Below are 19,623 nucleotides of genomic sequence, written 5' to 3'. Positions count from 1 at the left end.
CGCAGGCATGGCCGAAAGCGCCATCGGGCTGCGGGACTTCCGGTTCCTCTGGGCCGGGCAGGCCGTCAGCTCCGTCGGGGACCAGCTCTTCACCATCGCTGTGTCCCTCAGGGTGATCGAGGCCGGCGGTGATGCCGGTGACGTCGGCATGGTGATCGGCGGCCGCATCCTCGCCACGGTCCTGTTCGCACTCCTCGGGGGTGTCTGGGCGGACCGCGTGCCCCGGCGCAGGGCGATGATCCTGGCCGACGCGTTCCGGTTGGTGGCGATCACCGCGGCCCTGGCGGGGAGGTTCGACACCGGGACGCTCCAACTCGCCGCCCTGACCTTCCTGGTCGGCAGCGGCGAGGCGTTCTTCCGTCCCGCGTTCGGCGGACTGGTGCCTGCGATCGTCCCCGAAGAGCGGCTGCTCAGCGCGAACGCCTGGCGCGGAGCCCTGGACAGCGGCGCGGCCGTGGTGGGCCCCGCGCTCGCCGGTGTGATCGTGGCGACCGCCGGAACCCGGTGGGCGTTCGGCATCAACGCGGCCACGTTCCTGGTCAGTCTGGTGTGCGTCCTCCTGGTCACCGAGCCGAGGCGGGAACGGCCCAGGTCCCGTTCCTCCGTCGTCGCCGAGACCAAGGAGGGCCTGGCGGCGGTTCGCCGGATTCGCTGGGTGTCGGCCATTCTTGTCATGACCGCGTTGCAGACCATGTTCGTCGTCGCACCGCACATGGTGCTGCTGCCGGTCATCACGCAGGAGAAGTTCGCGGGCCCCACCGCATACGGCCTGGTGATCGCGATGTTCAGCCTGAGCGGTCTGGTCGGCACGATCGTGGTCGGGCGCATTCCGCTGAAGCGGCCCGGCACGAGTGCGCTCGTCTTCAACGCGCTCTTCGCCGCCGTTCCGCTCGTCCTGCTCACCCCCTTCTCCCTCTGGTGGGTGGTCGGCGGGTACGCCGTGGCAGGACTCGCGATGATGCCGTTCAACGTCCTTCTGCAAACCGCGCTACAGCGCCAGTTCCCGCCGGCCCTACTCGGCCGCGTGACCTCGGTCGACTGGCTGTGCAGCCTCGCTCTGCTGCCGATCGGCCTGGCCGTCGTGGGACCTCTGGCGGACGCGCTGGGCCGCACCACCGTCCTTGTCGTGGCCGCGGTGGTGCAACTCGGCGCCTCCGCCGCGGTGCTGGCCGTGCCCGGGATGCGTGCGTTCCATCAGGATCAGGAAGAACCAACAGCTGTCGGGAATACGGAGGTAGCCGAGGATGGCAGTAGAACTAGTTCTTGACGACCCGTCCATGCTGGCGTCCATTCGGGACAAGAAGCCGTATGTGAGCCGGAACCTGGCCGGGCTGGGCCATGCGTTCTCCACGGAGATCGCGCAGCGGCTCCTCTTCGACCGAGGGCTGCGCACTCCATACGTCAGGCTGTGGCGCCACGGCGAGGACATAGGCGTGCGGCGCACCGCCAAGACCAAGGGGGGCGCCGACGAGCGCCGGGTACTGTCCGGGTTGGCGGATCCGCAGCACGTGGTGTCGGAGATGCGGGCGGGGGCGACGCTCGTCTTCCAGGCGATGTCCACGTACTGCCCGGAAGTGGCGTCCTTCTGCGCGGAGTTGGCCGACGACATCGGATGTCCCGTCGCGGCCAACGCGTTCTTGACACCGCCCCGCGCCCAAGGCGCCCCCGTGCACTACGACATGGCCAGCGTCTTCATACGCCAACTGGCCGGCTCCAAGACATGGCGGCTTCACGAGCCGCCCAAGCAATGGCCCATCAAGCGCTCCAAGCCCGGGGACACACCGGAGACCCCCCTGTCCCAGGAGATCGTCCTGCACCCCGGCGACTGTCTCTACCTGCCCCGCGGCTATTACCACGAGGGGATCACCGGGGACGACGGCTCGGTTCACATCACGTTCTCCGACGGCGTGGAGGACCACTGGGTCGATGTCCTGCACGACGTGCTGGACCTCGTCGCCGAGCGGACCGTGTCGATGCGGGGCCGCCTGCCGGCCAGGTCCGACGCGTTGAACCGCCAGTCTAAGGCCATCTGGCAGGAGGTACGGGAGGACGTCTCACGTGCGCTGGACGGCCTGGGCGACGAGATGATTTCCGCGCTGATCCTGCGCCGTCTCCAGGCACGGGAGCAGGAACTCACCAGGTCGGAATCCGTATCGCTCGCCGAGGTGCTGGCGGTGGAGTCGAATCCCGGTGACAAGTGAGGGACCCGGGGCGCGATGAAACGGTCCGGGTCGCCATGACGCCGGCCGGGACCGCGAGCCTGACGCGAAGCCACCAGCACGCGGTTTCCCAGCGCCTCTCCCCCCTGCTGCCAACGGGGGAGAAACCCTCCTGCCTGCACCCCGGCCTGGTGTGGGAAGCGACGAGGGCACCCGCCGGAAGCGGCCCCGCCCACCCCGCCGAAACCGCGGCGGCCCGCGAGCGTGTCGCCGATCTGCTGCGCCGCCAGACGCCCGGCGTACTGATGCCCGCCCTGGAACACATCGAAGGCGGAACTCACCCGTGCCCCGATTGGTGCCGCCATGGCATCGAGGAACTCCTGGCGGACGTCCAGCGCCTCACCGGTGCGGGTGCGGACCGGTTCGGCGCCCCGGACATGGCGGAGGCGACCGGGCATGTCGCATCGGCCCGGGAAATCCTGCGCAGAGTATGGCCGGAGGCCGTACTCGAAATGGATCTGTTGATCCGCGTCATCGTGTACGTCCGGGCCGGGCCCTTCCGTTCGGGCACGCTTCGCCAGACCTTCGGCGCCATCTACCTCGGCACGGAAAGCATCCAGAGCACCCCCGCCGCGTTCGAGGCGCTCCTGCACGAAACCGGCCATCACTCCCTCTACCTGCGCAACACCTTCGAGACGTTCCTGCTCAACGGCGACACCCTGGTGACCCACTCACTGCGCCCCGAACCCAGGCCGGTCGCGGGCGCCGTGCACGCCGCACACGTCCTCGCGCGCATGGCGTACGGGCTCACCCGATGGGCGGCGCAGGAGGCCGCGCCGCCGGAGGTCCGTGAGCGGCGCGACAACGCGCTGGAGCGCCTGCACCGCACCGTGGAGGCGCTGAAACCGATCGCGGAGTGGACCGACCGGGGCCGCTCCTACTTCGACGATCTGCTCACATGGGAACGGGAACTGACGGACGCTCGGGGCGGCTGACGAGGACCAGACCAGGTGCGGGCGGAGGTCAGGCGCCACCCGCCGTTCCGCGCCCTGCGTCACGTACGCAGGTAGGACGCCCCGTTCAGGTCGAGGACCGCCCCCGACGCCCACTCGGCCTCGGGTGAGGCCAGCCACAGCACGGCCGTCGCGATCTCCGGTGCCGAACCGACCCGGCCGAACGGGCTCTGCGCCCGGATCGCCGCGCCCTCGGCGCCGTCCAGGCGGGGCGCCACCCGTTCGGTGTCGAAGAAGCCGGGGGCGACGGAGGCGACGCCGATCCCGTGCGGGGCCAGCGAGACGGCGAGGGACTGGCCGAGCGCGTGCACGGCCGCCTTCGTGGCGCCGTACGCGGGATGGTCGGGCTCGCCCTTGAACGCGCCGCGCGAACCGATGTTGACGATCCGGCCGCCCGTCCCCTGCGCGATCATCCGGCGCCCCGCGAGATAGCTCAGATGGGCCGTACCCAGCAGATTCACCGTGACGTGCCGCTGCCACACGTCCACCCACTCCTCGTACGAGGTCTCGGCGAGCGGATGGGGCAGGTTCACGGCGGCGTTGTTCACCAACACGTCGATACCGCCGAGCAGTTCGGCGGCAGCCGACTCCACGGCCGCCGCCCCCGCAGGGTCGGACAGGTCGCCCCCGACCAGCCCGTGCCCCTCCCCCTCCAGGGACTCCAGCGTCGCCTTCGCCTCGTCCGCGCGCGAGCCGTAGTGCACGGCGACCCGGTCACCGTTGGCGGCGAAGGCCTGGCAGACGGCACGGCCGAGGCCCCGTGAGGCCCCGCTGACCAGGACGCGGCGGCCGGTGGCGCGCGGATTCATGGCAGAACTCCCGTCGTGGATGGATCCTTGCCGGTCCATTCTTCCTCCCGTCGCGCGGGCCGGGCACCCGGCCCCTCGCCCCGTCGCCGCCAAGGACAAGGGATTTCCCCGATGCCGCGCACTCCAGGGCGGATCGAGTATGTCCGCACCGCTCTCCCCGACCTTCGAGAGGTGTGGAATGAACATATCCAGACGAGCCGGCGCCGCCGCCCTGTGTGTGGCTGCCGCCGCCGCGGTGCTGTCCGTGCCGCCGGCCTTCGCGGCCCAGGGCTCCGACGCCCCCGCGCGACCGGCCGCCCCCCTGGCACGGTCGGAGGTGGCCAGGTCCGAACTGGCCGCCCTGCCCGCCGTACCGAACACGGCCTACGGACTCGACCCGGCGGCCGGGCAGGTGGTCCTCACCGTCAGCGATGCGGCGCACGGCCCGGACCTGGAACGGCTGCTGGCGAAGGCGACCGCCCTGGGCGGTTCGGTCCGCGTCGAGCACACCAGGGGCAGGATGGTGCAGCAGAGCACCACCCACACCGGCGACAAACTCCAAGTGGTCGGTAACACCGGCAGTTGGTGCTCCATCGGCTTCAACGTCACGGACGGGCAGAGCAACTACGTGCTGACGGCCGGTCACTGCAAGGCCGCCAACGGCTGGCAGACGCCCGCCGGCGACTTCATCGGCAAGACCGTGAAGGTCGGCCCGAACGGCACCGACGCGAGCCTCGTGACCAACGCACTCACCCCCGACACCACCACGTTCACCAAGGTCGGCACGGCACGCGTCGGCGAGAGCGTGTGCAAGAACGGGGCGACGTCCGGCACCACCTGCGGCACGGTCAACGCGGTCGACCAGACCGTCACGTACGACAACGGTGTGGTGGTCAACCATCTGATCCAGACCGGGAACCTCACCCAGTCCGGCGACAGTGGCGGCGGTCTGTACGACGGCTCGACGGCGCTCGGTGTGGTGAGCGGCGGCAGTGACACCGTGAGCAGCTTCTACCCGGTCACCAACGCGCTGAGCGACCTGGGTGTGCGGCTCGCCACCGGCGGCGCGCCCGGTGGCGCCGTGACCGTGGCCAACCCCGGTGACCAGACGGGCACGGTCGCGAGCCCCGCCCGCCTCCAGGTGGCAGCCACGGACACCACCCCCGGAGCCACCTTGACCTACACCGCGACCGGGCTTCCCGCGGGCCTCGCCATCGACTCCGCCACCGGTCTGATCTCCGGCACGCCCACGGCGGCCGGCACCTACCAGGTCACCGTGACGGCCACCGACCAGTCGAAGGCCGCGGGCAGCGCGTCCTTCAAGTGGACGGTGAACCCGGCGGGCGGCAGCGGCACGGTCACCGTCAACAGCCCCGGCAATCAGTCGAGTTGGGTCGGTTACTGGATCTTCTCCTTCACGATTCAGGCGAAGGCGAGTGACGGCGGCGCCCTGACCTTCGCCGCCACCGGACTGCCCGCGGGCGTGAGCGTCAACGCGAGGACCGGACTGGTCTCCGGCACGCCGACCGCCCGGGGCACGAGCACGGTCACCGTGACCGCGACCGAGGCCAACGGCACGCGCGGCAGCACGTCCTTCCAGTGGACCGTCACCTGAGCCGAGCGCGCGGTGGCGCCCGCAGCGGCCGCCCCACCTCAGTGCGAAGGGTCCAACCTCCTTAGGGCGGGCCCCAGTTCGGTCCGCGACCGGACGGCGAGCTTGCGGTAGACGCGGCTCAGCACGGCCTCGACCGTCTTCACCGACAGGTGCAGGCGGTTCGCGGCTTCCTGGTTGGTCGCCCCCTCGGCCACGATCGTCGCGAGTGCGGCCTCCGCCTCGGTCAGCGGGCCGGCCGCGGAGGCGGCGGGAGCGCTCAGGAGGGCGACCCAGGGGCGGGCGTGGATGCGGGCGAACAGAGCGTGGGCGCGCTGCGCCGCCGCCCGTGCGGCGGCCTGCCGACGCCGTCCGCGTTCGAGGCGGGCCAGGTGGAGGAGGGTGCGCCCCTCCTCCACCTGGAGCCCCAGGGCGCGGAATTGGACGAGCGAGGTGTCCAGCAGCGCACGGGCCGTGTCCGGTTCGCCGGTCCGGTCGCGGTACGTGGCCTCGGCCCTGGCCAGCGCCGCGCCCGCGCCGGTGCTCAGCGCGGCGGAACCCATGGCCCGCCGCACCCGTGCCAGCAGGGCCCGGGCCTCGTCCAGTCGCCCCAGACCCACCAGCGTCTCGATCAGCTCGGGCTGCCAGCGCAGTGCGGTCGCGTCGCGCACCTGTTGTTCCGCTTCGAGGGCGGCCACCTCGCGCAGGGCCTCGGCCGCCTGGGTCAGACGCCCGGTGATCAGGCGTACGGTCCCCAGCGCGAACAGGTTGCGCGAGGTGAAGACCAGGTCGCGTTCCTCCCGCGAGACGCGCACGCCCCGCGCGGCGTGCGCGGCGGCCTCGGCGAAGCTTCCCCCGGCGCTCTGGACGAGGGCCGCCGTATAGGAGGCGGGCCCCGGCGAAAGGCCCGCTCCGGCGCACTGGCTCAGGGCCCGCTCGCCCCACTCCAGTGCCTGTACGCACGCCCCCGAGCGCGCGTCGACCTCGGCCAGGCTGCGCAGCACCTCTTGCAGGTCCTCCGCGTCGCCGGTGCGCTCGGCGAGCGGCAGCAGCCGCAGCAGCGCCTCGCGGGCGGCGCCGAGCCGGTCGTCGAACACGGCGTGCCGGGCGGCCAGGTACTGCGGGCTGTTCCGGATGCCGACCCGTTCGGCCGGCACCGCGAGGGCGAGCGCGGTGGCCAGGGTCCGGGTGGAGCCGGGGTGCCCGGTGATCCGCTCCATACGGGCGCGCATGGACAGGGCCGCGGCTTCGAGTGCGAGGTCGCCGCCGTTGCGGGCCATCCGCACCGCACGGTCGGCGGCGGCGCGAGCGCTGCCCGGCAGCCCGTCGCAGAGGTTCGTCCGTACGGCGACCCGGAGTTGGACGGCCGCAAGGAGTGCGGGGTCCTCGCCCGCGCGTTCCCGGGCCCGCGCGATGATGTCGTCCAGTTCCCCCATGGCCTGACCGCCCGCGTCGATCACCGCGAGGAGTGCCGCGACCTGTTCCACCCGGCCCGCCCCGGCGGCTCGCACCGCGTCGGCGACCCGCACGGCCAGGTCGAAGCTGCCGCTCGCCGCCGCGTGCGAGGCTGCCGTCGCGAGGCGGCGCATGCGGTCCGCGCGGTGTCCGGCGGGGGTGCGATCGGCGGACAGCAGCAGGAGCTCCGCGGCCAGTGTCCGCTCGCCGCGCGAACCGGCCTGCCGCGCGGCCGACTCCCCCGACTCCGCGAGGGTGCGGTCGAAGGCGTCCGAGGCCAGCAGACGGTGGCGGACGGCACGCACCGGGTCGTCCGCCGCCGCGGCCAGCGCCCGATGGGCGGCGGCCGAGTCGGAGCGCCTCACGGTGTGCGCGGCCGCGTCCCGCAGCGCCGGCGCCGCGAACTCGACGACGCCCGTCGGCTCGATCCGTACGATCCCGGCGTTGCGCGCTTCGGCCAGCTGTCGCTCGGTGGCATCCGCGCATCCGGCCCGGCGCAGCAGGGCGGGGGTCGGGCGGTGTGCCAGGGCGGCGGTCAGGAGTGTCGCCCGCGGCCCGGGGCCCACGGTGCCCAGCCAGATCTCGGCGGCGGCGCGCGCCGTGTCCGGCACCGAGGGTGCGACGCGGCCCCGGGGATCCGGTCGCTGACGCAGCTGCCCGATGGCCATCGCCCGCACCAATGCCGGGTTGCCCCCGGTGTACTGATGGACCCGTGAGGCCCAACCAGTGGGCAGGGCATGGGAGTTGAGCACGTCCGCCACGTCGTCGACGGTGAGTGGTTCGAGTGGCAGCCGTACCGCGTGGTCGCCGCACAGCCGGCCGGCGAGCGGCGTCTCGCGACATCCGCGCTCGGCGACGACGACTCTCAACCGTTCGGACGCCGCGGCCCGCAGGGAGTGCCCGAGCGCCTCGGCACCGGCCACGTCGAGCCACTGCGCGTCGTCGATCAGCAGGAGCGCAGAACCGTCCCGCGCCAGGGAGGCGAAGAGGTCCGTCAGGGCGAGACGAACCGCCAGCGGGTGCCCGGCCGCGCCACCGGGCCCCACTCCTCCGATGGCGGCGGCGAGGGCTCCGCGCTTGTCTTCCACCACGGCCTCGGCCATCCCCGGCGGCCGGACGACGAACAGGGTGGCGAGCGCGGCATGCGCGAGGTCCCGGTCCCCGGGAGCGGCAGCCACCCGCAGCACCGGCACACCGTCCCCGACGGCTCGGCGGGCCAGCTCCGAGAGCACCACGGACTTTCCCGACCCCCAGGGGCCGTGGACCACCAACCGTCCGTCCGAGCCCAGTAGCCGCTCGGCCCGGTCGGCCGCCCTCGCGCCTGCCGCCCTCGTAGCTGCTACGGGCATGGGGCTGGCGCCGCGGTCCGAGGTCATGGCGTCACCGTAGGGCGCGTCCGCGGCGCCAACAAGCGTCGTGCCGCGACCTCGTCACCCTCCCCTGCGCCCGCTCGTCACCCTCCCCTTTGCCCCGCCGGACGTTTCACCCGGTCGTCCGCCGCGGCCCGCCGGACGTCATGCCGTGGTGCCGGACAGGGCGAAGGCCAGGAGCGCCGTCGAACCGAAGTCGTCGGCGGGCTCGACCGTCTGCCAGGCCCCCACCTGGTCGACGTACCGGGCGCCCTTGCCGTCGAAGCGCTTCCACTCGGCTCCCCCCGCCGCACATGCGCGCGTCGCTTCCAGGGTCTCGTCGTCGCCGGAGAGCTTCTTGGCCCCGTTGGGCCCGTTGACGACCGCGCCCCGCAACAGCGCGCCCCGGCCGGTGAGACTGCCCGCCAGGTTGGCCACCTGATGGGCCGGGCAGTGCGGGAACACCTCGCCGGTGCCGATCATGAAGCTCGTCCCCCAGGCGTTGGCGCCGAGCGCCCAGCCCCGCTGCTGCGCGGCGAACGCGTCGAAGTGGTGGTCGCCGGTGGCCTTGGCGTAGAGGGCGGCCGTGGCCACGAGGCCGAAGGTGTGCGGCACGGCGTCGAAGTCCGTGTAGACCGCTCCTGCGCGGAAGGGGTCCTTCATGGCGCGGCGTTCACCGTCGGCGAGCTGCCTGCGCAGGTCGGCGGCGACCGCGGCCGAGGGGCCCAGGCGCAGCAGGTCCGCATGGGCGAGCGCGCTCACGTCGGAGACGTCGAGCGTGCCGGGATTGCCCGAGGACAGGTAGGCGCGCGCCCAGGTGCCGGCCTGCGTGTGCCACTGCTCGGCCCTGCCATCCCGCAACTGTTGTGCTGCGAGGGCGAGTTCGACCGCGCCGAACTCCATGTCGTCCTGCCAGGATTCCTCGCTGTAGAAGGCGTGCGGGAAGGTGGTCACCAGCCGGCGGGGGTGGTGCGTGTCGGCCTGGCCGTAGACGGCGGCGGCCTTGTCCAGCCACTGCCGGGCGCCGGCCGGGTCCCGGGCCGCGTCGATCTGTGCGGCCAGCGCGAAGGCGGCCGCGACCCGGCCCGCCAGGTTCGGGCTGATGGGCGCGCCGGGCTGGTTGGCGCGGAAGACGGGGCGGAGTGCGACCAGTTGGTCGGCGTCGCCGTCCTGCGCCTGCCGGGCGTCGTCCGCCTCCGGCAGGCGCCACACATCGTGGTCGCCGTGCAGCTTCTTGTCGCCGGCGCCCAGGCCGACCTGCGCGTAGAGCGTACGGGTGCGGCCGTCCCACATCTTGTCGAGCCAGGACAGGCCGTGCCGGGCCTCGGCCGCCAGCCCGGGGGTGTCGGGCAACGCCCTTTGCGCGAGCAGCAGTTCGTCGGTGGCGTAGGACGCGGTGTGGGTGAACTTCAGGTAGTCCCCCGCGTCGAACCACCCTCCCGACACATCGACGGACTGCCCGGTCCGCCGCAGCGGGGCGGTCAGCCGGGTGCCGTCGTCGTTGTAGTGGGGCGTGGCGTACACCTGCGCCGAGCGGTCCGCGAGGTGGGAGGGTTTGCGGCCCAGTTCGCCCGGGACGATGTCGGCGCCGTCGCGCTGCGCCTGGAAGAAGCGGACGTTGTCGGCCGCCAGGTTCTGCATGAGCCGGCCGGCCGGCGCCACGGTGAACCGGGGCGAGACGGCGTCGACGCTGCCGGTCAGGCGCAGCCGGTAGGTGCCGGGCTTGCTGAGGGCGGACAGGTCGAGGGGCCGTACGGTGTCGTACGCCCGGTTCCAGGCTCCCGTACTGGGCCCGGGAGCGCCGTCGAGTACCGCCCGCCCGGCCTCGTCGACCACTTCGAAGTGCGCGCCTGCCAGCTTGTCCCGCGGCCCCATCGCGAAGGCCGTCTTGGGCTCCGCGCCGGCGTAGCCGCCCTGGTCGACCCGGATGGCGACGGGTCCCGGGCCGTTGTCGTGCTCGGGCAGCGCGTACCAGGCGGCTCCCCCGGCGCCGAGGCAGAGCACGAGAGCGAGGGCGAGAACGCGGGGGCGTGGCAGGCGCGGAGACATCGGGGGCTGACTACTGCCTTCTCTTGGCCGGCCGGCACGCACTGGACTGCCGGACGGGGTCTTGACTGGCGGACATGGCCCTTGCTTGCCGGGCGGGTGCTCCGCCGACGGGCCGGCTTCCGCACCGCGGCTGCCGCTGCCAGCCTACGGGCGCCCCGAACGCGTGACTTCGCCGCCCCGTGCGACGGCGGACGACCGCGAGCGGTGCGGGCATCCACCTCGATGCCCGCACCGGCCGCCGCGGCTCTCGGCTATCCGAAGGTGAAGGCGTAGCCCTCCACTCCCGGGGCGACGCGGAGTTCGAGTTTCGCCTGGGCGGGCTTGTCGTCGTTGACCAGGGCGTACAGGGAGGGCGTGCCGTGCACCTGGATGGTCTTGGTGACCTTGCCGTTGACGAGGACCGTCACGGGCCCGTCGCCGCCCAGGACCAGGTTGACGTTCTTGGCCCGGTAGGTGAAGGCGAGCCGCGCGTTGTCACCGGCGGTGAAGTGGTCGTATCCGGCGGTCCACGTCCCGTCCAGGGAAAGGCTGTTGAGCGGGATCACCGACGGGAAGTGGTAGGTGGCCGGCTTGTCGTCGACGAGCGCGGTTCCGACGTAGCCCTGGATGCGCAGATTACTGAGGTACGTCTCCGGGGTGCGGTCCGCGGTCAGGACGTCGGCCTTCTGGCCGGTCTTCGGGGGCAGTTGGATTTTCGGGTTCGCCTGCTGGAGGAGGGTGCGGATCAGGTTCTCGGTCTGGTCGTACTGGCCCTCGCCGAACTTGAAGTAGCGCACCGTTCCGTTGGAGTCGATGAGGTATTTGGCGGGCCAGAAGCGGTTGCGGTAGTTGTCCCAGGTGGTCAGCTTGTTGTCGAGGGCGACCGGGTACGTCACGCCGAGCTTCTTGGCCTGGCTGGCGACATTGCCCGCGTCCTTCTCGAAGGGGAACTCCGGTGAGTGCACGCCGATCACTTCGAGCCCGTACGCCTTGTACGCGGCGTTCCACGCCTCGATGTGCGGCAGGCTGCGCTGGCAGTTGATGCAGGAGTAGGTCCAGAAGTCGATCAGTACGACCTTGCCGCGCTGGGCCGCGAGGTCGATCGGCGCTCCACCGGGGGTGTTGAGCCACTTGGCGATGCCGTCGATGGCGGGGGCCCTGCCGCAGGAGCGCAGTTGGTCGACCCCGTCCTCGCAGCGGGACAGCTCCTTGTTGGAGTTGTCGTAGAGCCCGGACAGCTGCTGGCGGGCCGTGTCGCTGTCCTCGATCTTCTTCTGCGCCGCCGACGTGTAGTCGGGCAGGGCGCGCTGGATGGCGTCCGTGATGTTGAACGCCAGGGCGAAGGCGAGCAGGACCATCAGCACGCCGGCACCGATGCGCAGCTTGCGGGCCCGGGTGCGGAACGCGGCGACGCGTTCCGCCACGCGGCGCCCGGCCAGGGCGAAAGCGAGCAGGGGAATGGCCGTGCCGACGGCGAACGAGAGCGTCAGGGCGACGATTTCGACGCTGATCCGGCCGCGCGCGCCGGCGACGGTGATGGCCGCGAGCACCGGTCCCGCGCACGGCACGTACAGCAGACCTAGTCCGAGGCCGAGGACGAACGCGCTGCCGTCCTTGTTGACCTGCCGCTGCGGAAGACGGGCGAACGGCTTCTCCAGGAGACGCTCGATGGGCGGGAAGATGAGCCCGAACCCGATCAGCACCAGCAGGGCCAGCCCGATGTAGCGCAGGATGTCCTGCGGCAGCCCGAGGGCCGAGAGCAGGGTGACGCCGAGCAGCGTGAAGAAGCTGAAGCTGAGCACCAGGCCCGCGACCACCGCGTAGGGCCGCCGGTTGCGCGTACGCCGGGGAGCCGCATCGGGGTCCGCCACGAGGGTGCTCGCGGCCCCGGCGACACCCTCCGCCGGCGCCTCGGCCTTCGCTCCGCCGGGGCGGGGCGCGGCGTCCGTCCCGGGGCCGCCCGCCAGGAACACGACGGGCAGGACCGGCAGGATGCACGGCGACACCGCGGTGATCAGCCCTCCCAGGAGTCCGATCAGGATCAGTACCAACATGGCGGCCCGCTCTCGGAAAACGAAGGCCGGCTGTCGCGACCTCCTGCCCCCTTGATTCGTCACCCTGCCGCCGCCGGATTGGCCCGGGGACCACGTCCGACCACGTCCGACCACGTATCAGGATCGCCGCGGCGGTCATCGCTGCCGGAGCCACACCGGGTGACGGTCCGTCTCACGCCGACGTCCCCCAGGCCCGGTTCGGGGCGCTGGGGGACGTGGAAGTGCGGAGCTTCCCGCGATGCGCGGCGGCTCGGCTCCTACTCGCCCTACATGCCGGGCATACCAGGCATCAGCACGCTGTCGATGATGTAGACGGTGGCATTCGCCGTCGGGACGTTGCCGCAGACGATGGAGGCGCTGGCGTTGACCTTGTACGAGGTGCCGGAGCCCGTGGTCTTCAGGGTGCTCCCCTCCAGGGTCTTGAAACTGCCCTTCGCCAGCTGGTCGGGGCTGACCTTCTGGCCCACCACGTGGTACGTGAGGATCTTGGTCAGCATGGCCTTGTCGTTCAGCACCTTGTCCAGCTGAGCCTTCGGGATCTTGTTGAAGGCGTCGTTGGTGGGTGCGAAGACGGTGATGTTCTTCGCGTTGTTCAGGGTGTCCACCAGACCGGCCTTCTTCACCGCGGTGACCAGAGTGGACAGGGCCGGGTTGTGGGAGGCGGCCGTCGCGACCGGGTCCTTGGCCATACCGGCGAAACTGCCCGCACCGCCCTTGGGCACACCCGCACAGGCCGTCCCGAAGGGGCCTGGAGTGCTGTCGGCGAACGCCGCCGGGGCCAGGGCGATGAGCGAGGCAGGGAGTACGACGGCGGCAGCGCCCGCGAGCACTGTGCGCCGAATACGGCTGGTGTCCATGGTTCCTCCTTGGCCATGACGCGGAAGCGACCGGAAGAGCGGACGGATCCTGGCTTCCCCGCGGCTGTCTGCCACGTGCCCGAGGACGTAACCGGGCGGAGAGAAGCCCACGCCATACCCCTGATTCGAGGCGCGGGTCGCTACGGATTGCCCCTTATGTGGCTTTTTTTCTACCCATCAGTAGATACGGGGAGCCACCGGGGGCCACCGGGACGTGCCGGAGAGTATCGGGGTGTATGCGAAAGCCCCGGAAGGCCTTCCGGTCCGGCGATCGGCCCGGCGTGGGCGCTCGTCTCAGCGGGGCGTCAAGTCGCCCTGTGCGGGCGGAAGTTCGAGCATGTCCAGCACGGCGGCCGTGGTGGTGCGATGCCAGGCGCGAGCGCCTCGCACCATGGCATGACCGCCGCTGGGCATGCTGATGGCCTCGGTCGTCGCCCCGGCCCTACGCGCTCGGTCGAGGAATGCCCACGCCTGCCGGGCCGACGTCACCCGGTCACTCTCGTCGTGCAGCACCACGACCCGCCGGTGCGCGAGATGGGCCACCGGCTCGCCCGGCGGGCACCAGGGGGCCAGGGCCACCACGCCTCGCACCTGCGGATGTCCGGCGACGAGCAGGGCGGCCCGGCCGCCCATGGAGTGCCCGACCAGGACCACCGGGACGCCGTCGCCCACCGTGCGGCCCACCTCCGCCAGGGCCTCGCGCGCGTCCCGGGCGGCGTCACCACGGGCCCCGTTCCATCCGCGGTAGCGATAGCGCACCTCCCCCACGAGTACGCGGCGGGCGCGGGTCGCCCCGGCGATCTCCGAGCTGAAGGGGCGCATGCGGACCGCGGGGAGGTTGAGGCGTGGCGGCGGGGTCAGCGCCTCCGAGCGGCCGCCGTGCAGGATGAGGACGACCGCCTCGGGCGCCGCGTCGGCGCCGGACAGCAGCCGGGCGAGCGCCCTCGGTGACCTCCTCCAGATGATCCTTCCCACGGCACCTCCCCCCGGTGCGAGCGGGTCGGTGTCCATGGGCGGTACCTGACTCATCGGGCGGGGCTGCCTCTCTGCTGCCGGGCGTACGGAGCTGGTCGTGAAGGGGCCCTTCGCAGGTCCTGTCGCAGGTCCTGTCGCAAGGGCTGGTGGTGCGGGGCTGGATGTGCGGGCGGCCCGTACGGGCTGGTTGCCGGTCCCGGCGGTGGGCAGCACTCGCGAGGAGGGCTGCCCACGGGGGCCCGACGGTACTGCACACGGCGTCAATGCGCTGCGGCGCCGAATTCGGCGTGCTGGCTGCGATGTGTGTAGTCCTCGTCCTCGGGGGGCGGCGGCGCGGGAAAGCCGATCCGCCGGGCGGCCGCCTTCGCCTGTGCCATCAGAGCCTCGAACTCCTGGTCCGTCATCGCCTTCACCCCGGAACTCAATCGGTCACGTGTGGTTCGTCACCGACCGGCCGGCAGATTGGCGCCACCCTGTGCGGTTCGGTGTCGAACGCATGCCGATGGATGCCGATGAACGCCGAATGAGTGCCAAGTGAGTTCGGCGGCGGCGATGAGATACGCGGCCGGGCGGGGTCCACACATCGGAGTGGTCCACGCCTACGAGCCGTACCGCCCTGCCGTACCGCCACCGAGACTCCGGAGGAACCCATGACCGATCAGGCACTGCCGCCCGTCGTCGATGCCGAGACCTGGCAGCACCGGCTCGACGAGCTGCGCGTACAGGAGAAGGCCGCCACCCGGCAGCTGGACGCCATCGCCGCCCAGCGTCGCGCCCTGCCGATGGTGGAGATGCCCGACTACACCCTCGAAGGGGAGCAGGGGCCGGTCCGCCTCGCCGATGTCTTCGACGGCAGGCCCCAGCTCATCGTCTACAACCACATGTGGTTCCCCGGCAAGAAGTGGCAGTGCTCGGGCTGTACGGGATTCACCTCGCAGTTCACCCGCATGGAATTCCTGGCCGCCTACGACGCCCGGTTCGTCATCGTCACCCAGGGGCCGATCGACGAGGCTCTGGCGTACAAGCGCCTGGTCGGCAACAGGATGGACTGGTACTCCACGGCGAACAGCCCGTTCGGCGCGGACGTCGGCGCTCCGCCCGGAGGGGGCTTCGCCGTCAACGTGTTCCTGCGCGACGGTGACACCGTCTACCGCACCTGGCACACCACCGGCCGCGGCGTCGAACAGCTCGGCCACACCTTCTCCCTCATCGATGCGCTCCCCTACGGCCGCCAGGAGGAGTGGCAGAACTCCCCCGAGGACTGGCCCCAGTCGCCCACCTACAGCAAGTGGGCCGGTTCCCAGGACATCGCGGCGGCCTACGGTCCGGACGCGCCCGGCGCCTGAGGCCGCGGGCGCGGACCCCGCCGTGATGCGGCGGGGCTCCGTCCGTCGCTGTGGGCCCGCGGTTACCGTCGTCGCCATGACTGACGATTCGCTCCGCTCCCTCACCATCGAACGATCCGGCCCCGGCCGGTTCACCGCGACCAACGCCCGCGGAGGCACGCTGGACTTCGGCACCGGCTCGGGCACCGACTTCACCCCGGTCGAGCTCTTCCTCGCGGCGATCGGCGGCTGCACCGCGGCGGACGTCGAGGTCGCCACGAGCCGTCACACCGATCCGGCGACGTTCACCGTCACCGTTACGGGCAACAAGGTCGAGGACGAGGGCGGCAACCGGATGTCCGACCTCGACGTCACCTTCTCCGTCACCTTCCCGGAAGGGCCGTCCGGGGATCGCGCCCGGGCGATCCTCCCCCGCGCCGTGAAGACCTCGCACGACCGCCTGTGCACCGTCAGCCGCACGATCGAGGCGGGCACACCGGTCAGCGCGACCGTCTCCGACACGGGCGCCTGAGCCCGACCTGCCGAGGCGGCGAACCCGGGCCCTCAACAGAGCTGTGCCGTAAGGAGGTTGGGCCCGCACCCTCAACAGAGCCCTCAACAGAGCTGCGCCGTAAGGAGGTTGGGCCCGCACCCTCAACAGAGCGGCCCTCAACAGAGCGGCCCTGTATAGAGGTTGGGCCGCGGAACCGGGGCGTGGTCAGCCGATGGCGGCCGTCCAGCGGAAGTCCCCGGGGTCCGGCGGTCGCGACCAGGGCACCGACTCGAAGGAGTGCAGCCGGCCCTGGGTCAGGGCCAGCCGCGGCAGCGTGAGGCCGTGGCGCTCGGCGACGGCATCCAGGGCACGGGCGGCCGCGGCCCTCTGCGGCTGCTCGCCCGGGGTGGTGAAGCCGAGTGCGTGCGGGGCGAGTTCGGCGGGGAGGGCCCCGGTGATCTCCTCGACCGCACCGGCGCGCACGGTGAGTGCGTACAGCGGGTCCCCGGCCCGGGCCACCGAAAGATGGAAGACCTCGGCTCCCGGGCGCGGCTCGTACCACACCACGATCGCGTGGCCGCCGCGCGCCGATGCGGCCGGGGCGGGCGAGATCAGCCCATCCCCGACGAAGGGAAGGGGCTCCACGTCGATGCCGAAGCTCCAGCCGGGCGCCGCACGCCCGACGCTGAGCAGTGCCTTGTCCTCACGCTGCGACGGCTGCCGCCGGCCGGATGGATGGTGAACGTCCCACGCGCGCAGGGGCGGGGCCAGCACCGTGCTGGATCCGATCAGGTCCGGCAGTTCGGCGGGCGCTGCCCCTTCGACCAGGACGAGCCGGAAGGCGGACCGCCGACCGCTGCCCAGGCCCTCGGGACGGACCAGCCAGGACAGTCCCACCGGGTCCAGGTCGCCGGTGGGAGCCGGCCCTGGACCCTGCTCCCCGCCGCGTGGTGTGGCGAGGAGTTCCCGACGCCGCTCAGGGGTCAGCACCATGGCGAGTACGGGATCGGCGAGCAGGCCCAGCGGCGCGATGTGGTCGGGGCCGAGCGACTCCCAGCGTGGAATCGCGGCACGCAGGATGCGCCAGGCGGTGTCGGTGTCGCCCCAACGGGCCTTCTCCCGAGCCGCGTCGACGGCCTCACCGAACGCGCCACCCGGGGTGTAGCGCCAGGTTCCCGCTGCCACCTCGCGCAGGATGTCCGCCGCGGCCCGCGCCGTATCGGGAAAGGCCTCGGGATCGACGAAGAGCCGGCCCTCCGCCCCACGACCGCTGTCGCGGAGCACGGCGGCGGCGAGCGGAAGGAGATCGGAAAGGTAGGCCGAGTCGCAGGGCAGCGGTTGCAGTCGGCCGAAGCCGGGCAGGCCGCCCAACCTCACTATCTGGTCCCGGAGTTCGTCCGCGTACGGCCGGCCGTACTTCGCGGCCTCCGTCAGCAGACGCGCGGCCTCCTCGTAGTCGCCGCGCAGCGACAGGGTCCTGGCTCGGCCGACCGCCGCGTCCTGTTCGCGCGTGGTCTCGTTCACGAAACCGAGGTTCCGCTGCCCCCGGCTGCCGGACTCCAAGTGGTGGAACTCCTGGTGCATGGCGACCATGTAGGCCGCGAACGACGGATATCTGCGTGGCTCGGCGGCATGCCAGCCCGCCCACTCCCGGACCGCCCACTCGCCGTCCGGACCCACGTCCGCGGGGTCGAGCAGCAGATAGGTGGCATCCGAGTCGACGTGCAGCTGAAGCGCCCGCGCCCACAGGCCGACCTGCGCCCGCACCTCCGGCGGGTTGTCCTCGTCGGCCCAGGCCGCGTCGAAGGTGTCACCGAGGTGATGGGCGTCCTCGTGCCAGTGCGCGTCCTCGGTTCCGGCCAGCTCCCGGACGAAGCCGCCCGCGTGCCGCCAGCCGTTGCTCACCCGGAGGAACTCGCAGTAGGAGGGCGGCAGTTCACACCCCAGCCGTTCCTCCAGTGCCGCGATGTCCGCCCCGTCCGCCGGTGCGTACCCGAGCCATCCCTCCCGCCGGGACGTCTCGTCCTCGGGGCTCGGATCCACCTCGTCGCGCCGGGCATCGGCCCACTCCGCGCTCCACCGGGTGAGGAAGCGCGGCCAGTCGACGGTGTCTGCGTCCATGTCCATGCGGGCGATCCTGACACCTGGCACTGACAGACAAGCCCGGTCCGCGCATCCCCCACCGGCCAGGGAACCCCGTCGCGTCAGGCGGCCGGTGCCGCCCCGTGCGCCGGGGCCGGGCGGTCGCGGCCGCCGGGGTGGCGGTGGCGCCAGAACCAGAACACCGCGCAGGACAGCAGCGACCAGCCGGCCAGGACCAGGAACGGGAAGGCGTGCTGGGCGTCGGCGAAGTACACGGCCGTGTGCTGGGCGTTCACGGACGCGCCCGGCGGCAGCCAGCGCCCGATGTGGCCGAGGAGCGAGGGCAGCAGCGGCCAGGACACCGCGCCGCCCGAGGAGGGGTTGCCGAGCAGCACCATGAGCCCCCAGGTGGGCAGCATCGCCCAGCGTCCGATGAGGGTGTTGAACATGGTGAAGACCATCCCGGAGGTGAACATCGTGAACGCGAGGATCAGCCACGACTCGACGAACGGGAGCCGCACCGCGCCGAGTCCCCAGTCGACCACGGCCGCGATGGCGAAGCCGCCGAGGAGTGAGTAGGCGACCGTGAACGCGATCCGCTCCAGCGGGTTGAGCGTCCGGGCGTGCACGCTCAGCTGGATCGAGCCGACGAAGCCGAGCACCACCGCGGCGAGGGAGATGTAGAACAGCGCGAGGCCGCGCGGGTCGCCCTTCTGGAGCGGCTTCACATCGGTGATCGTCACCGGTACGCCGACGGCCTTGGCCACCGGGGGCGCCGCCTGGGCGAGGACCTGCGCCACGGATGCGCCGGCCGCGCCCGCCACGTCCATGCGCACCCCGGCCGGCCGGACGTCGAGGATCGCGAAGACGGTCTGCTCCTCCATGGCCTGCCGCGCGGCGCGGACGTCCGGGTACGCGTGCACGTCCAGGGAGGCGTTCAGGGCCTTGTCCATTCCGGCGACGAACTGCTTCGCCTCGGGCGAGCCGGGGGGCGCGACCACGGCGGTGGGAATGTGGTGCGGCGTCGGATTGGCCATGGTGTACGTGTACGAGCCGGCGAACAGGCCCGCGGCGGCGGCCAGGATGAAGACCAGGACAACCGCCGGGAAGAACGGCGAGTCCTTGAAGTCCGCCCAGGTCCCGCCCGCGCCCCGCTTGCGCGCGTGCGCGCCGTGGCCGCCGTGGCCGCCGTGGGGCTCCTCGGGCGCGCCGCCCCGCTCCGGGTTCGGGCGGCTGGCGTCGTCTTCTTCCATCGGCATGTGCGACCAATCCGGTACCGGGGACGTTTTCCGTGCCGTCTGCCCCGGTCGGCGCCGCCCGGTCGGGGACCTTCGGTCACGGCATGAAGGCCGTTGGTCCCGTGCGCGGGCGCCGGCCGGGGGTACCGGCTCGAAGGCGAACGGGGGGACCGGCTCCCCGCTGCCACCACCCGGTCGGCGGCACCACCGGGTCGC

At 72.2% G+C, this 19,623-nt stretch carries 15 protein-coding genes; 6 read left to right on the top strand and 9 right to left on the bottom strand.

Annotated features, from left to right (window positions below; genetic code table 11):
• Positions 1-7 precede the first annotated feature (7 nt).
• The 3 genes from CG740_RS02980 to CG740_RS02970 all read left to right on the top strand — a co-directional run bounded on the left by CG740_RS02980 (position 8) and on the right by CG740_RS02970 (position 3,154).
• Positions 8-1,267, top strand: a complete 1,260-nt coding sequence (locus CG740_RS02980) for an MFS transporter (protein ID WP_159030205.1) — start codon at positions 8-10, stop codon at positions 1,265-1,267.
• On the top strand, positions 1,245-2,201 hold the full coding sequence (locus CG740_RS02975) for a JmjC domain-containing protein (RefSeq protein WP_100573270.1): 957 nt from the start codon (positions 1,245-1,247) through the stop codon (positions 2,199-2,201). Before CG740_RS02980 ends, CG740_RS02975 begins: the two co-directional genes overlap by 23 nt.
• 149 nt (positions 2,202-2,350) lie before the next feature.
• Positions 2,351-3,154: an aKG-HExxH-type peptide beta-hydroxylase gene (locus CG740_RS02970; RefSeq protein ID WP_159030204.1), complete on the top strand. Its 804-nt coding sequence runs from the start codon at positions 2,351-2,353 to the stop codon at positions 3,152-3,154.
• A gap of 59 nt (positions 3,155-3,213) precedes the next feature.
• On the opposite strand, the gene CG740_RS02965 is transcribed toward CG740_RS02970, so the two are convergent.
• On the bottom strand, positions 3,214-3,981 hold the full coding sequence (locus CG740_RS02965; protein WP_100573268.1) for an SDR family NAD(P)-dependent oxidoreductase: 768 nt from the start codon (positions 3,979-3,981) through the stop codon (positions 3,214-3,216).
• Between the two features lie 178 nt (positions 3,982-4,159).
• Here CG740_RS02965 and CG740_RS02960 point away from each other — a divergent pair, with 178 nt between their 5' ends.
• The gene (locus tag CG740_RS02960) at positions 4,160-5,575 is read left to right on the top strand and encodes a putative Ig domain-containing protein (protein WP_159030203.1); all 1,416 of its coding nucleotides are present in this window, start codon (positions 4,160-4,162) and stop codon (positions 5,573-5,575) included.
• Between the two features lie 38 nt (positions 5,576-5,613).
• Here the strand turns inward: CG740_RS02960 and CG740_RS02955 are convergent, their stop codons facing one another.
• From CG740_RS02955 to CG740_RS39520, 6 genes are all read right to left on the bottom strand, one after another.
• Entirely contained in the window at positions 5,614-8,382 is a 2,769-nt protein-coding gene (locus CG740_RS02955; protein ID WP_100573266.1) for a helix-turn-helix transcriptional regulator, read from the bottom strand.
• Between the two features lie 138 nt (positions 8,383-8,520).
• The gene (locus CG740_RS02950; RefSeq protein WP_100573265.1) at positions 8,521-10,404 is read right to left on the bottom strand and encodes a glycoside hydrolase family 9 protein; all 1,884 of its coding nucleotides are present in this window, start codon (positions 10,402-10,404) and stop codon (positions 8,521-8,523) included.
• A gap of 251 nt (positions 10,405-10,655) precedes the next feature.
• Positions 10,656-12,437 carry a redoxin domain-containing protein gene (locus CG740_RS02945; RefSeq protein WP_100573264.1) on the bottom strand — a complete coding sequence of 594 codons (1,782 nt, stop codon included), beginning with the start codon at positions 12,435-12,437 and terminating at the stop codon, positions 10,656-10,658.
• 266 nt (positions 12,438-12,703) lie between these two features.
• On the bottom strand, positions 12,704-13,294 hold the full coding sequence (locus CG740_RS02940) for a fasciclin domain-containing protein (RefSeq protein WP_100573263.1): 591 nt from the start codon (positions 13,292-13,294) through the stop codon (positions 12,704-12,706).
• Between the two features lie 294 nt (positions 13,295-13,588).
• Complete coding sequence (locus CG740_RS02935) at positions 13,589-14,269, bottom strand: dienelactone hydrolase family protein (RefSeq protein WP_442802794.1); 681 nt, start codon at positions 14,267-14,269, stop codon at positions 13,589-13,591.
• A gap of 260 nt (positions 14,270-14,529) precedes the next feature.
• Positions 14,530-14,673: a hypothetical protein gene (locus CG740_RS39520; protein ID WP_159030202.1), complete on the bottom strand. Its 144-nt coding sequence runs from the start codon at positions 14,671-14,673 to the stop codon at positions 14,530-14,532.
• A gap of 246 nt (positions 14,674-14,919) precedes the next feature.
• Between CG740_RS39520 and CG740_RS02930 the strand changes: the two genes are divergently transcribed.
• Together CG740_RS02930 and CG740_RS02925 are read left to right on the top strand one after the other, a co-directional pair.
• Positions 14,920-15,615, top strand: coding sequence for a DUF899 domain-containing protein (locus tag CG740_RS02930; RefSeq protein ID WP_100573261.1), 696 nt, complete (start codon positions 14,920-14,922; stop codon positions 15,613-15,615).
• Between the two features lie 76 nt (positions 15,616-15,691).
• The gene (locus tag CG740_RS02925) at positions 15,692-16,126 is read left to right on the top strand and encodes an OsmC family protein (protein ID WP_100573260.1); all 435 of its coding nucleotides are present in this window, start codon (positions 15,692-15,694) and stop codon (positions 16,124-16,126) included.
• Between the two features lie 186 nt (positions 16,127-16,312).
• Here the strand turns inward: CG740_RS02925 and CG740_RS02920 are convergent, their stop codons facing one another.
• A complete protein-coding gene (locus CG740_RS02920) occupies positions 16,313-18,214 on the bottom strand; it encodes an SMI1/KNR4 family protein (protein ID WP_234376014.1) in 1,902 nt (633 codons plus the stop codon).
• Positions 18,215-18,291: 77 nt separating this feature from the next.
• Complete coding sequence (locus CG740_RS02915; protein ID WP_234376013.1) at positions 18,292-19,428, bottom strand: ABC transporter permease; 1,137 nt, start codon at positions 19,426-19,428, stop codon at positions 18,292-18,294.
• Positions 19,429-19,623 lie beyond the last annotated feature (195 nt).

Origin of the sequence: Streptomyces sp. CB01201 (assembly GCF_002803085.1) — a bacterium.
GTDB lineage: Bacteria > Actinomycetota > Actinomycetes > Streptomycetales > Streptomycetaceae > Streptomyces > Streptomyces hundungensis.
The sequence above is the reverse complement of the archived record's forward strand: the minus strand, read 5'-3'. Positions and strand labels throughout refer to the sequence as shown.

What these genes read in the sequence shown, in the direction of transcription:
- CG740_RS02980 (WP_159030205.1), top strand. Translation starts at nt 8, where the DNA reads ATGGCCGAAAGCGCCATCGGGCTGCGGGACTTCCGGTTCCTCTGGGCC.
- CG740_RS02975 (WP_100573270.1), top strand. Translation starts at nt 1,245, where the DNA reads ATGGCAGTAGAACTAGTTCTTGACGACCCGTCCATGCTGGCGTCCATT.
- CG740_RS02965 (WP_100573268.1), bottom strand. Translation starts at nt 3,981, where the DNA reads ATGAATCCGCGCGCCACCGGCCGCCGCGTCCTGGTCAGCGGGGCCTCA.
- CG740_RS02960 (WP_159030203.1), top strand. Translation starts at nt 4,160, where the DNA reads ATGAACATATCCAGACGAGCCGGCGCCGCCGCCCTGTGTGTGGCTGCC.
- CG740_RS02955 (WP_100573266.1), bottom strand. Translation starts at nt 8,382, where the DNA reads ATGACCTCGGACCGCGGCGCCAGCCCCATGCCCGTAGCAGCTACGAGG.
- CG740_RS02950 (WP_100573265.1), bottom strand. Translation starts at nt 10,404, where the DNA reads ATGTCTCCGCGCCTGCCACGCCCCCGCGTTCTCGCCCTCGCTCTCGTG.
- CG740_RS02945 (WP_100573264.1), bottom strand. Translation starts at nt 12,437, where the DNA reads ATGTTGGTACTGATCCTGATCGGACTCCTGGGAGGGCTGATCACCGCG.
- CG740_RS02940 (WP_100573263.1), bottom strand. Translation starts at nt 13,294, where the DNA reads ATGGACACCAGCCGTATTCGGCGCACAGTGCTCGCGGGCGCTGCCGCC.
- CG740_RS39520 (WP_159030202.1), bottom strand. Translation starts at nt 14,673, where the DNA reads ATGACGGACCAGGAGTTCGAGGCTCTGATGGCACAGGCGAAGGCGGCC.
- CG740_RS02930 (WP_100573261.1), top strand. Translation starts at nt 14,920, where the DNA reads ATGACCGATCAGGCACTGCCGCCCGTCGTCGATGCCGAGACCTGGCAG.
- CG740_RS02925 (WP_100573260.1), top strand. Translation starts at nt 15,692, where the DNA reads ATGACTGACGATTCGCTCCGCTCCCTCACCATCGAACGATCCGGCCCC.
- CG740_RS02920 (WP_234376014.1), bottom strand. Translation starts at nt 18,214, where the DNA reads ATGGACATGGACGCAGACACCGTCGACTGGCCGCGCTTCCTCACCCGG.
- CG740_RS02915 (WP_234376013.1), bottom strand. Translation starts at nt 19,428, where the DNA reads ATGCCGATGGAAGAAGACGACGCCAGCCGCCCGAACCCGGAGCGGGGC.